Annotated in this window: 7 protein-coding genes and 1 pseudogene; 4 read left to right on the top strand and 4 right to left on the bottom strand. The window is 38.3% G+C overall.

All coding sequences use genetic code 11. The annotated features are described in order from the left end of the window. Positions 1 to 939: 939 nt before the first annotated feature. On the top strand, positions 940 to 2,553 hold the full coding sequence (locus tag V3I05_RS01815; RefSeq protein ID WP_300448978.1) for an ABC-F family ATP-binding cassette domain-containing protein: 1,614 nt from the start codon (positions 940 to 942) through the stop codon (positions 2,551 to 2,553). A gap of 445 nt (positions 2,554 to 2,998) precedes the next feature. Here the strand turns inward: V3I05_RS01815 and V3I05_RS01810 are convergent, their stop codons facing one another. From V3I05_RS01810 to V3I05_RS01795, 4 genes and pseudogenes are all read right to left on the bottom strand, one after another. Next, positions 2,999 to 3,661 carry a CheB methylesterase domain-containing protein gene (locus tag V3I05_RS01810; RefSeq protein WP_300448980.1) on the bottom strand — a complete coding sequence of 221 codons (663 nt, stop codon included), beginning with the start codon at positions 3,659 to 3,661 and terminating at the stop codon, positions 2,999 to 3,001. Between the two features lie 2 nt (positions 3,662 to 3,663). After that, positions 3,664 to 4,494: pseudogene (locus tag V3I05_RS01805) on the bottom strand (CheR family methyltransferase). 27 nt (positions 4,495 to 4,521) lie between these two features. After that, positions 4,522 to 5,952: a Do family serine endopeptidase gene (locus tag V3I05_RS01800; RefSeq protein ID WP_300451679.1), complete on the bottom strand. Its 1,431-nt coding sequence runs from the start codon at positions 5,950 to 5,952 to the stop codon at positions 4,522 to 4,524. Between the two features lie 71 nt (positions 5,953 to 6,023). After that, positions 6,024 to 8,807: a DNA translocase FtsK gene (locus V3I05_RS01795; RefSeq protein ID WP_343353833.1), complete on the bottom strand. Its 2,784-nt coding sequence runs from the start codon at positions 8,805 to 8,807 to the stop codon at positions 6,024 to 6,026. A 515-nt stretch (positions 8,808 to 9,322) separates the two neighbouring features. Here V3I05_RS01795 and V3I05_RS01790 point away from each other — a divergent pair. From V3I05_RS01790 to V3I05_RS01780, 3 genes are all read left to right on the top strand, one after another. After that, complete coding sequence (locus V3I05_RS01790; RefSeq protein WP_295701945.1) at positions 9,323 to 10,801, top strand: hypothetical protein; 1,479 nt, start codon at positions 9,323 to 9,325, stop codon at positions 10,799 to 10,801. Beyond that, positions 10,798 to 12,777 (top strand): ribosomal protection-like ABC-F family protein, encoded by a 1,980-nt coding sequence (gene abc-f, locus V3I05_RS01785; RefSeq protein WP_300451677.1) that lies wholly within the window; start codon positions 10,798 to 10,800, stop codon positions 12,775 to 12,777. The genes V3I05_RS01790 and abc-f overlap by 4 nt, the downstream gene beginning before the upstream one ends. 67 nt (positions 12,778 to 12,844) lie before the next feature. Further along, entirely contained in the window at positions 12,845 to 13,768 is a 924-nt protein-coding gene (locus V3I05_RS01780; protein ID WP_300448985.1) for a branched-chain amino acid transaminase, read from the top strand. Positions 13,769 to 13,775 lie beyond the last annotated feature (7 nt).

Here is a 13,775-nt window from a genome sequence, read left to right as displayed (position 1 = left end):
AATTTAGCATGTTGAATTTGCCATAATGACGTGTTTGCACGAGCACATAAGCTCCATCTCTTGCGTAGCATCACTCTTGCTGTTGCCTTTGATAAAGCTTGGCTCGCAGCCGCTAAAATCTATATAAGCCCTCAAATGTGCTTCTCACATTATTGTATATCGTTACTAAAGATGAAAATGTGTGGAAAGCTAAGGCGATTTTTCAGGATTTGTATGGCTTGATTATAGTATGTGTCACCAGGTCGCACATAAGCGACGTTTTTATCTAGTAGATAATCTCTTAAATGCACGTGCAGGAAAACACTTTCTTTGGTGTTAAGTATTTTTTTTCTTTAAGTTTTTGATTGTATTTGCTAAGAGAGCGAGCAAGCGCAAAATCTTTTTTGTAAGATTGGATATAAATTATCTAAATAAGCAATATTATGAAAATATCCGTGAGGCATAGGATAGGGTGCAAAAGCTTTGTTTGAAAAATGCTAGAACTTTGTTGTTTTTGTGGGGTTTCTTACACAGTATATTTGTGTTGCAGATAGTAGGGGCTATAGGTTAGATTTCATTTGAATATGCCATTGCAGTATTTTTGATAGAGATAGCGTCAAGGTAGCATTATAACGGGGGATAAAAGATGGGAAGTAATGGTATGTTTAGATTTATAAAGTGGCAGTGAGAGGTTGAAAGAAGCAATTTCTAATAAATGAATACTATCCCCCCCCCCAGCGTGTAGAATCTATATGATTATATGCTGTTGCACCTTTGCTCCATAGCTTTTGCAAAAGCGTAAATAAACATTTGATTGCCTAAATCACCTACAAGCTTAATAAGTATTAAAACTCCCTTCGTAATGTAGTTACGTAGATTGCAAGTGTAGTATAATTATCCTCAAAATGGCATTTTATGCTAAAATGTAGTATTTATTTTATATTTTTTAAGGATTCTGCAATGCTACAAACCATCAATCTTTCAATGCGATATGCGACAAAAAAGCTTTTTGAAAATGTGAATATCAAGCTTGATGTGCATAAACGTTATGGGCTTATCGGGGCAAATGGCGCGGGGAAATCGACTTTTCTTAAAATTTTGAGTGGCGTGTATGAGGCAAGTAGTGGCGAAGTAGTGATTGATAAGGGCTTGAAGATGGGGGTTTTGGGGCAGGATCAATATGCCTTTGAGGATTTGAGTTTGAAAGATGCCGTGTTGATAGGCAATAAGCGGCTTTATGAGGCGATTAAACGCAAGGAATACTTATATGAAAATGGCGATTTGAGCGATGAGCAGGTGAATGTCGAGCTCGGGGAGCTTGAAATGATATGTGCTGAAGAAGACCCGATGTATGAATATGATGTGGTGATTGAAAAGATTTTAGAGGATTTGGGCTTTGGGAGCAGCATTCATAACGAATTGATGAAAACCATCACCGGTGGCGATAAGTTTAAGATTCTCTTAGCACAGGTGCTTTTCCCAAAGCCCGATATACTTTTGCTTGATGAGCCGACAAATAACCTTGACTTGCCTACAATCGCGTGGCTTGAGGAGAATCTCAAGCGGCACGAAGGCACTTTGGTGGTGATTAGCCACGATAGGCATTTTTTAAATAGTGTCTGCACTCATATTTTAGATATGGATTTTGGCTCTGTGCGGGAGTTTAGCGGGAATTATGACGATTGGTATATTGCCTCAACTTTGATTGCTAAGCAGCAGGAAATGGAGCGTAACAAAAAGCTTAAGGAAAAAGAGGAATTAGAATCTTTTATTGCGCGATTTTCTGCTAATGCGAGTAAGGCAAGACAAGCTACGAGCCGACAAAAACAGCTTGAAAAGCTTGATATTCAAAGCCTTGCTGTGAGCTCAAGGCGAGACCCAAGTATTGTGTTTAAACCCAATCGTCCTATCGGTGATGAAGCTCTAGAATGTGAGGGAATCACCAAGAGTTATGGGGATTTATGCGTGCTAAAAGATGTGAATCTAAAGATTCTACCCGGCGATAAAATCGCGCTTGTGGGGGCAAATGGCGTAGGCAAATCGACATTGTGTAAGATTCTCATAGAAGAGCTAAAGCCAGATAGTGGTGTCGTAAAATGGGGTGCGACTACCCAAAGGGGCTATTTCCCGCAAAATGTGAGCGAAGAAATAAAGGGCGAGGAGACCCTCTATGAGTGGCTTAGGAGCTTTGATAAGAAAAAGGAGAGTGGTGAGATACGTAATGCGCTAGGCAGAATGCTATTTAGTGGAAAGGAGCAGGAGAAGCCTATAAACGCGCTTAGCGGAGGGGAGAAGCATAGAATGGTGTTAAGCAAGCTAATGCTTGAGGGTGGCAATTTCCTCATACTTGATGAGCCCACTAATCACCTTGATTTAGAATCCATTATCGCACTAGGCGAGGCATTGTATAAGTTTAGCGGTAATGTGATTTGTGTAAGCCATGATAGAGAGCTGATTGACGCGTATGCTAATAGAATTATAGAGCTAAAAATCGATAGTGAAAATCCTACAAATGGCGCACAGATAATTGATTTCCGTGGTAGTTATGAGGAATATTTGGAATCTTGTCTTTGAAACTTATTAGAAACAAATGTGAGAGTAGAGTTTTCTGTAATCTGTAAGATTAATTTTTGGCAAAACATTTTTTTAAAGAAAGTGAATCCATAATTTGGCAAATGCCTTGCAGGACTATTTTATGCAGGTAAGAATACGTATAGATTATACTCGAATCTCTAGCTTATCTATGCCTTAGCCAATAAGCGAGTTTTTAGGGTATCAAATCTCTAGTCTCCCCACAAGTGAGGTATATCTTCGCTGACATAAAAATTAAATCGCACAAAGTGCCAACCTCTTAAAGCGTCGTAAGGGGGTGAGAGGATAATCTAGCGAATAACAATAAAAAAGAGCGAGGCATATGCCGAGCTGACTTTGCGCTTGTGCTTTAGCACTAGGCTACACTTGCACATTTAAGTCCCTCCTCCTTATAGAAAGAAAGACTAGAGAATAAACTAGAGTTTCTCTAGTCTTTTTCTTTGGGCTGGGGTTGTGTATTGGCATAATCAATTATACGTTGGATAATCATATCAAGGCTTAAAATTTCGCTTACAGCATCCATTTTTATAGCTTTTTTTGGCATACCAAACACTATACAATCTTTTTCATTTTCTGCTAATGTATGTGCTCCATTATCATACAATTCTTTAAGCCCTATGCAGCCATCATCTCCCATACCTGTAAGAATAATGCCAAGCGCAGAAGCACCTGCTGCATTATTCGCACTGCGGAAGAGAATATCTACACTTGGTTTATGGCGTGAGATTTTCCTCTCTTCATTGAGTGGATAGGCACAATATGAACCCATTACAAAATCAACTACCATATGTTTGTTACCAGTGGCGATATAAACGCAATTATTTTTTAATGACATTTTAGTGGTAACTTCGTAAATGCTAAGCTGCGAGAGGGTATCTAGTCGCTTGACAAATGAGGAACCAAAACTTTGTGGGATGTGCTGCACTACAGCGATAGGTGGTAGCTGTGCGGGCAGGCGTGAAAAAATATATGAAAGTGCATCAACTCCGCCTGTTGAAGCACCAATAACCACAAGTTTGCTACGATTAATTTTGCAGGGATTGCTTTTAAGGATAAGATCGGGATGGTATTTGATAGTTTTCATCAACATCGCTACGCCTTTATCTTTATAAAAGTTTTATTGCCAAGTTTCTCAAATTTTTCACTCAGGTGGAAGAGGATTTCACTATGCCCTAGATAGAATGTTCCATCAATACGCAATGTATCAATTAGTCTTGATAGAATCTCTTGCTGGTCTTTTTGCTTAAAATAAATAAGCACATTGCGACAAAAGAGTATGTCAAATTCTTCACGTATAAAGGGATAGGACTTGCTAAAAAGATTCGTTTGCTTGAATGTAAGCATATTTTTGAGTTTATTTTTTACTTTAAATAAGCGCACAGATGGGTTTTTACCATCATCAAGGGCATCAAAATATTCATCTATATCGCACTAATGTGGAAATTTCTCAACTTTAAAATCAATTGTATAAATGCCTTCTTTGGCTTCTTGCAATACATTTGTATCAATATCAGTAGCTACAATGCTTACAGGGATGCTAGATTTGTAGAGTTTTTTTGCATAAAGCACACTCATAGCAATAGAGTAGGGCTCTTGCCCCGTAGAGCTTGCGCAACAATAAATTTTAATAGGCTTATTAAGTCTAGAAAGTGCAGGCAATGAGCGATCAATCATATCTTGAAAGTGAAAAACCTCACGAAAGAAGTCTGTTTTGTTTGTGGTGAGGCTATTGATAAATTGCTGTTGGATTTTAGCATTACTCTCAATGTTTGAGAGTAATGTATCTATGTTATATATTTGTGTATCGCGCATAAGGTGGTAGATTCTATTTTTTATCATTGCAGGTTTTGAGTCATTTAAGAATATACCGCAATATTTATAGAGCTTCTCTTTAATCAACGAGAGTTGATTTTCATCAAGCATAACCACCTTGCTTTTCTCCTTGATCGCTTATTTGATAACAATGGTTTTTGTGCCGCTGCTGCTATAAATAAGGATTCTTTTATTTTTACCTTTTAATCGTGTGAAAGCATTGCTTAAGTCTGCAGGCTTTCTAATAGTGATATTCTCGACTTGTGCGATAATATCACCTACTTTAAATCCAACTTCACTTGCCTTTGAATTAGGGCTGATACGTGTAATTACAACACCATTAATACTATCGGGTATTTGGTATCTTTGCCGTAGTGTGGGGGTTAATTCCTCTACACTTAAACCATCTATAGCTGAAGAAGAGCCATTCTTTGACGTATTTTGTGTATTTTGAGATTTAGAATCTTTAAGTTCAGCAAGTGTGATTTGCGTTACCCTTTCTTGCTTATCGCGAATAAATTTAATAGTAACCTTTTCATTGGGAGGTAGCATACCAATGAGGTTTTTAAGTTCCGCGGCACTTGATACTTTTTTATTATTAACATAGGTGATGAGATCCCATACCATAAGCCCAGCTTTTGCTGCAGGAGATTGTGGCTCAAGGCTAATAACTACCGCTCCGCTATTATCTCCATAGCTTTCTTTGAGGTCTTCGCTCACATCTTGAATCCCCACACCCAAAAATCCACGTTTAATGCTGCCTTTTTCAATAAGCTCTTTGGCGATTTTCTTTGCCATATCCGAGGGTATGGCAAAGCCAATGCCGTGATTACCACCTGTGCGTGAAAGGATAGCCGTATTAATGCCAATGAGTGCTCCACGAGAATCCACCAATGCACCGCCAGAATTACCTGGATTAATCGAAGCGTCAGTTTGGATAAAGTTTTCATAATCATTGATTCCAATACCGCTTTTATTGAGGGCAGATACAATACCTTGTGTGATACTCTCACCCACACCAAAAGGATTGCCAATAGCAAATACGACATCGCCTATAAGCACATTGCTGCTATCAGCAAAACTAATAGGAGAGAGATTGTTAGCGTCAATCTTAATCACAGCCAAATCGCTACGTGCATCAGTGCCAACGACTTTTGCAGTATATTCTTTGCTGCTATTTGAAAGTGAAACAAGCACCTTATCAGCATCTTCAATGACGTGATTGTTAGTAATGATATACCCATCATTAGAGATGATTACACCGCTACCAAGGCTACGTTCTATACGTTCTTTAGGGATTTGCCCATAAATATCACCAAAAAATTGCTGAAAGAAGGGATCGTTAAACATAGGGTGATTAGGGAGAGAGTTGCTTACATTCTTTTGCGTAGAGATATTTACCACCGCTTTTTTGGCTTCTTCAATAGAGGAATTAAAGGAGTAGAGCGTGTCATTTCCTGTTTGTGGGGTGATACGTTTTTGAATCTTGGGCGCTTCTTTAAAATCCACCGCCACACTAGGACTAAAGAGAAACATTAAAAAGCATAAACATAAAAGTGTGTATCGCATATCTGCTCCTTTAAAAATGTAATAGCTGATTGTATAAGTTTAGGATAAATATTCATTAAGTATAGCTCGATTTATTGTCCCCTGATTTCACGAGCACCTTTAGCATTAGGTGCAGATAAAAAGCCCTCACGTTCAAGCTGTTCAATAATATTTGCCGCTTTATTGTAGCCAATGGATAATCGGCGTTGCAAATGGCTGCCTGAGGTCTTTCTATCTTGTAGGATAATTTTTTTTGCCTCGGCGATTAAATCTCCATTATCTCCATTTTCTTTGTCATTATATGAGAAGCCCTCATCTCTCTCTTCTAGGATAAAACTTTTATCGTAATTCACAGGCTGCTGCTCTTTGATAAAAGCCGTGATTTTTTCAATCTCTTCTTCAGTGCTCCAAGGAGCGTGTAATCGTATAGCCCTCTCTTCAAGTTTGAAAAGCATATCGCCCCTACCAAGCAGAGATTCTGCACCAAAGCTATCAAGGATTACTTTAGAATCTATTTTTGTTCCTACTTTATAGCTAATGCGTGAGGGGAGATTAGCTTTGATTAAACCGGTAATGACATCTACGCTTGGACGTTGGGTAGCTACGATAAGATGTATCCCTGATGCACGTCCCATTTGTGCTATACGAGCAAGGGCAAACTCCACCTCTTTGCCCCCTGTCATCATTAAATCTGCTAATTCATCAATAATTACTACCAAGTAAGGGAATTTATCTCCTCCTTCTTCGGTCATTTTGCGATTATAGCTATCAATATCTCTCACAGGAATTTCACTCATTAAGTCTAGTCTTCTCTCCATTTCTACCACGGCACTATTAAGGGCAATTATCGCCTTTTTGGGCTGACTGATAATGGGTGTGATAAGATGAGGAATATCCGCATAAATGCTAAATTCCACCTTTTTGGGATCAACCATCAAAAGCTTGAGATTTTCGGGTGTATTTTTATAAAGTAGAGAGAGAATCATTGCATTTAATCCCACACTTTTGCCACTGCCCGTCGTCCCAGCAATAAGTAAATGTGGAGCTTTCCTTAGGTCTGTAATAAAGGGATTACCAATAATGTCTTTTCCCAAAGCAAGTGTGAGCGGCGAGGTAGAAGTTTTAAACAAATCGGATTCTAGAATCTCGCGTAAATAGATAGTTTGAGTTGTATTGTTTGGAATCTCAATGCCCACTACATCTTTACCCGGGATGGGGGCTTGGATACGGATAGAGCGTGCACGTAATGCCATAGCCAAATCATCTTCAAGGGTGAGAATCTTGCTTACTTTGACGTGAGGAGCAGGGCGGAACTCAAAGGTAGTTACAATGGGTCCGGAGTATGTGCGGACTATATCACCCTCCACACGGAACATTTTAAGCTTGGCTAATAGATCTTCAATTTTGCGGTCAATTTCATTTTCATCAATTTCTGTATGATCATTTTGCGGCTGATTGAGAAAGCTTGTGAGTGGAAGCCTGAAGTATTTAGGTTTATCCACTTTACCATATTCAAGGTTATTGAGCATTGAAGTATTCTCATCAAGTTCTGTAATGCGTTGATATGTAGGTTTGGTAGGTGTTTGTGCTGGTATTTCTTGCGCGATGTCATTTGCCCATTCTTTAGATTCATTATTGTCTTCTGGTGAGGAAATCTCTTGTATATCAAGCTCTAATGGAGTATTTTGCGGAAAAATTTGTGGTGGAGTATAGGCGCTAGATGTAGGCGATTGGTTGCTGATATTATCGGGTGTATTTTCGCTAGGAGGGGCAACTTCATCGCTGGACATACTCTCTTTAGTGGCTGGAGATGAATCTTGTATGTTATTTGTTAGGGGTTCTATGGGTGTGAAAATGGGGGGTTGAATCGGTGTTTGATTGGGCAATGTTGGAACTTGTGGGCTAGATTCTACAGATGGAATATTTTCATTTGAAATGCTTTCAATAGGAGGATTCTGTGTGGATTGTAAAGATTCTAAACTAAGGTCTGCAGGAATCTCAAGGGATTGTGATGCTTTAAGATTTTCATCTGCGATATGTTGATGTTTTTGGGTATTTTGTGGTGGTGTTGTGGATTGCAAGAATGCGTTAGGGTTTAAAGGACGTGGAGGAGGGGTAGAGATAGTCTTTGATGGTTTTTGAACGGGCTCGGGTGGAGTAGACTGGGGGTGTTGTAAATCTTGGGTTAATAAAGTGGGCTTTTGAGCTGTAAGAACAGGGTCTGTGAGTGCAATATTTCTTTTGCCACTGAGCTTATCAAGTATATTTTTATGTTTAGCTATTTGTAGTTTAAAAAACTCTTCTAATTTAAGCTCTTCGCCTGTAGCCTGGACAACTTCTAATCGTGGTTTTTTATCAGGCTGCTCTTGGGGCTGCTGAAGTATGGGCTGCACTGGGGGAGTAGAAGAGGGGGCAAGAGCGTTCTGTGTATTTTCTTGTAGCGGATGAAGTATTTTTGGATTGGGTTTGTATGCTTCATCAAAACTTTCTTCAATAAGTACATCTTTAAAGTCATAGCTTGCTTGTTGGATTCTCTCTTGTGTCATATTTTGCAAATCAAGAATTTGTTTTTCTTTTTTGCTAAAAAACCGCTGCAAATAAGGTAAAAAACGTGTTTTTATATGAAGAAAAAATGTTTGTATATGTTGAGAGCATACAAGTGTGTAATGCTTGATGAGGTCAAATGCTACAAGGGCTTTGTGTTTGCTTTGTTTTAAGAGTAAGTCGATATTGCGCTGTGTGCCAATAAGCCACGAGAATACAAAGAAAAATAGGGTAAGCACCCATACCCCAAAGTAGCCAATATAATCCTTAAGAAAAAATACAAGACTATTGCCAAAATAGCCCTTTTCTAATACGAGAGATTGTAGAATCAAAAGTCCAAGAAAAAAAAGACAAAATGATACAGCGATTTCAAGTCGTCTAAAGGTGAGTTTCAAGTTTTTATAAAGGGCATAGAGCGGATATAAAAGAAAGGGCAAGTAAATATAGGCAAGATAACCAAAAAAACCAATATTCGCCCTAGCAAATGCTTCACCAAAGCTACCTACAAGCCCATTATTGCCAAAAAGAGTAGCTACAGAGAGAAAAAGTAGTACAATATTAAGCCCAATATAAATATATAGTTTTTTAATGAGAAATCCTTTACGCGTATCTTTGAAGCACTAAGGTGCCTCAAAGTGTAATTTAGATACTTGTATTTTGAGATGAAATGGCGGGATTATATCATAAAGATTTTGAGAAATTCATAATGTTTCTTTTATTTTTATTTGGCTACAATCTAACTTTTGTGTATTGTTTTAAAGGAAACAAAAGCAATTTAAAGAATTTTGTAAATATTAGCTTTATGAGGGAACTGGAGAGAGTTCTGGCTTTTTGAAGGAGTGCAAAAGTGCATGGCAAAATACTAAGATATTCTAGTCAGACCAAAAATGGTGTTATTATTAACGTTAATAAGAAGATTTTTGAGTTACGTGAGAAAAATTGGCACGATCAACGTATGATACCGAGTGCAGGTATGCTCGTAGAGTTTCGGCTTGATGATGAGGGGAATGATAGAGTTACAAGCTGCAAAGCTTCAAAGTATCAACATTTTGGAGAAGGTGATTTGGTGCGCGAAATTGACTTCTGGCGTACAAATACCGATGAAGAGCTTAAAAGTAAAGAATCCGATGCAAGGGCAGCCATTGCAAAGCAAATTTTTGCTGAAACAAATTATCTTAAGCTTAATAGCATACAGATTAGCACACCTATTGCTGATGCTATCAAAAACTACTTTCGTGAGGAATTTCACGCACTTAATTCTATTGCTGATACGGGAGGAGATGAGGAAAGCCCTCAAAAGCGTATCAATTATGTTATTGTGAAGCCTTATCTTACTAAGGCTATTGATTATTTAGTCTTTAATGATAGGCATGTAACCATTGATAATTTTGCCGATGATTTGCAGGTGTTAAAAAAGCTTGAATACTCCTATAGGCAGTTTCAAACAAATACCAATCTCACTCCTGATAAGATTTTTCAAGAATGTTTTCTTGAGTTGCAATATCACTATAAAGGTGTTTTAAGAGCGATAGAGACCTTTAATGAAAAGAAGCTTTCTATGCAGAATAAGATTCGTGTAAGTGCTATGGAATTGCGTTCGATTCAATCTAAGATTGATGCAAAAAAGGGTGATATAAAAGCTTTAGAAGAACGTAAAGTAAAAACAAAAGCTGCTGCAGCTAAAGCAGAATCTGACATTAAGGTGATAAGTGCAACTATGGATAGGTTAAAGACCCTTGCAGAGAATTTCAAAAAAGATAATCTTAAACAATTTGAAGCGATTTTTCACAAAATGTATGAAGTGCTTATCAATAGAACTAAAGAGGCTATGGACGTGTGTGCAACACATATTGATAATAAAATATGGGAATTAGGTATGTCATCAGTAGCGATAAAAAATGTATTTTTTAAGCATAATATCAACAGCCCATTTTGCTCGATGACCTTTTTAGGTAACCACGTTAAAATGCTTGATAGATCTAAATTGAGAGACAATGAATATGCTGTGTATCAATACTATCATAAATATATGGCAAAAAATGCAAAGGATTTTCTCATTTTTACAGATAACCCAACTTTTGGTTTGGAGCTGAAAATCAAAATTATGTCTGTAAGCAAATTCCATAATGTGGTGATGTATCACAAAGAAATCGAATATTTTAGTGCAGTAAATCGCCAAAAATTTGAGATTGTCTATGTGGATTCTGAATTGCGCTTTGGTACACCTGCCTCGATTATCAAAATTGGTAAAGAATCTAAGCGCAATAAAGATACTAATTTTGCTATTCTCTCTTTAGCACAAATTAAGACATTTAAGTTTGAATGAATCTCCTCTCCCTGCAAGATGTCAGCAAGCAATACGAGCATAAAGTTATCTTAAATCGTATTGTCTTGCATATCTCAGAATATGAACGTATAGCTATTGTAGGTAAAAATGGTTCGGGTAAATCAAGCCTTTTAAATATCATTGCCGGGCAAATAGATACTGATAGCGGGGAGCGTATCAACATCAAACATTTAAAGATTCTATCCCTTCATCAAAAGCCCTTTTTCTCTCCTCAAGCAAGCGTCAAAGATGTGCTTATAGAAAGTATGCGTGAGATAAAGGCTGCGCACGAGCGGCTAGAGGAACTGCATAGTATAATGGCTCAAACAAATGAGTCTAGCAAGGAAACAAGCGAGGAATATGAGCGATTAAGTACGTATTTAAGCACATATAGGGGCTGGGATTTACAAGCATTAGTTGATGAGATTCTCACACGTTTTGAATTAGAATCCTTTAAAGATAGATTGGCAAATTCCCTTAGCGGAGGAGAGCAAAAGCGTATAGCCCTAGCAAGTTTGCTTTTGCAACCTTGTGATATTTTATTGCTTGATGAGCCTACAAACCACCTTGATGTGCAAATGGTGCAGTTTTTAGAATCTTTTTTGTTGCAATCGCATTTGACTTTGGTGTTTATTAGTCATGATAGATATTTTATTGATAAAGTAGCAACGCGTATCATAGAGCTTGATGAGGGGATTTTGCGTAGTTTTGATGGTGGTTATATGGACTATCTTAGCAAAAAAGCAGAGATTTTAAAAAATATGGATAGGGAGCATCAAAAGCTACTTAAAATACTTAAAAGCGAGGAGGAGTGGCTAAGGCGAGGTGTGAGAGCGCGGACTAAGCGTAATGAGGGGCGCAAGAATAGAATCTTAACTATGCGCGAGGAAGCGAAGAAAAATCCATCACTTATACGTAAAATGCGCCTAGAGCTAGAGAGGGAGCAAAAATCTTTTAATCAATCTCATAGCGCAAATAATCAAAAATGCCTTTTTGAGATTGAGCATATCTCTAAAAGCATAGGCGGAAAATGCTTGATAAAAGATTTGAGTTTAAGAATCTTAGCGCGGGATAAAATCGCTATTGTAGGCAAAAATGGCTCGGGTAAATCAAGCTTTTTAAAAATGCTGCTTGGAGAGCAAAAGCCTGATTCTGGTGTGATAAAAGTCGGTGATATCCGCATAGGGTATTTCGATCAGCATATCACTATGCTTGATGATAGCAAGGATTTGCTAGAGACCTTTTGCCCTAATGGCGGAGAACATATCGATGTGCGTGGCAAACATTTACACGTCTATGGATATTTGAAACATTTTTTGTTTCCTAAGGAATTACTCACCCAAAAGATTGGATTTTTAAGCGGAGGGGAGAAAAATCGCGTGGCTTTAGCCTTGCTTTTTACCAAAGCTGTTGATGTATTAGTCCTTGATGAGCCTACAAATGATTTAGATATACAGACGATTAATATCATTGAGGAATACCTCTTAAGTCTCTCTTGTGCGGTGATTTTCGTAAGCCACGATAGATATTTTATTGATAAACTAGCCCAAAAGCTATTGATTTTTGAAGGTGAGGGTAAGATCACGCAAAGCAGTATGCTATATAGCGAGTATTTAGCTATGCAGGAGGATTTGTACGAGATAGAGCATTTTGAATCTACCTTGCAAACGGATACAAAGATAGAGATAAAGGCACAGAGCTATCATAGAGAGGATTCTCAAAACAATCTCAAAAAGCCTAGCAAACTCAGCTACAAAGAAAGTAGAGCTTTGCAATCTTTGCCAAATGAAATTGAGTGTTTGGAAAAGCGGCAAAAGGAGTTACAAGATGCTTTAAGTAACCCCCACATTTATGAGCAATATGGCATTAGCACTTTAGCAGCAGAGTTAGCTCAAGTGGAGCAGGAGCTAGAGAGTAAAATCACACAATATCTTTTACTGGAGGAGAAAAATGCGCCTTTTTGCTCTAAAGCTTAATAGAATATTATAAAACTTTTGCTACAATCGCCTACTTTATCTTATATCACAGCGGAGGGCATTCCCTATGAAAGAGTCTCAATATATTTGGAAAGATGGTAAGCTTGTGCCATGGGCAGAGGCGACCACACATATTTTAAGCCATACCTTGCATTATGGCAATGCCGTATTTGAAGGCACAAGGGCTTATATGACAAAAAAAGGGCTTGCCATTTTCCGCTTGAAGGAACATATAAGGCGGCTTTTAGATTCTGCTAAGATTGTATGTATTAAATCCCCCTATACACAAGAGGAGCTAGAAAAGGCACATATCGAGCTTTTGAGGGCAAATCGCAATGATTATCACGGCAATGTGTATATCCGCCCTATTATGTATTTAGGCTATGGCGTGATGGGTGTAAGCCATATTAATGCTCCTGTAAATGTGGCGATTGCTGCGTGGGAGTGGGGTGCATATCTAGGAGAAGATGGTATTAATAATGGCATTAAGGTTAAAACAAGCTCTTTTGTTCGCAATCCCACTAAGGCAATGATGGGTAAGGCAAAAGTAGCAGCAAATTATCTTAACTCTCAAATGGCAAAGCACGAGGCCCTTAGTTGTGGCTGTGATGAGGCATTATTACTTGATGATAATGGCTTTGTGGCGGAAGGAAGTGGGGAGTGCTTCTTTATCGTGCGTAATGGCAAGCTTGTTACACCCCCTTATGATAATACTTTAGAATCTATCACGCAAGCTACCACAATCGAGCTTGCTAGAGATATGGGAATCCCCATCGAGCAACGTCGCATTACTCGTGATGAGGTATATATCGCTGATGAGGCATTTTTTACGGGGACAGCAGCGGAGATTACGCCTGTGCGTGAGCTTGACGCACGAGTGATAGGAAATGGTAAGGCAGGAGAGATGACAAAAAAACTGCAAGAAGCCTTTTTTGGGCTTGTGAATGGGGAGAATCCAAAATACGCCCATTATTTGACTTATATTGATTAAGGAGAGA

This window comes from Helicobacter mastomyrinus (genome assembly GCF_039555295.1).
Classification (GTDB): domain Bacteria; phylum Campylobacterota; class Campylobacteria; order Campylobacterales; family Helicobacteraceae; genus Helicobacter_C; species Helicobacter_C mastomyrinus.
Note: the sequence above shows the minus strand (reverse complement) of the source record. Positions and strands in the feature narration are given on the sequence as shown.

What these genes read in the sequence shown, in the direction of transcription:
- V3I05_RS01815 (WP_300448978.1), top strand. Translation starts at nt 940, where the DNA reads ATGCTACAAACCATCAATCTTTCAATGCGATATGCGACAAAAAAGCTT.
- V3I05_RS01810 (WP_300448980.1), bottom strand. Translation starts at nt 3,661, where the DNA reads ATGTTGATGAAAACTATCAAATACCATCCCGATCTTATCCTTAAAAGC.
- V3I05_RS01800 (WP_300451679.1), bottom strand. Translation starts at nt 5,952, where the DNA reads ATGCGATACACACTTTTATGTTTATGCTTTTTAATGTTTCTCTTTAGT.
- abc-f (WP_300451677.1), top strand. Translation starts at nt 10,798, where the DNA reads ATGAATCTCCTCTCCCTGCAAGATGTCAGCAAGCAATACGAGCATAAA.
- V3I05_RS01780 (WP_300448985.1), top strand. Translation starts at nt 12,845, where the DNA reads ATGAAAGAGTCTCAATATATTTGGAAAGATGGTAAGCTTGTGCCATGG.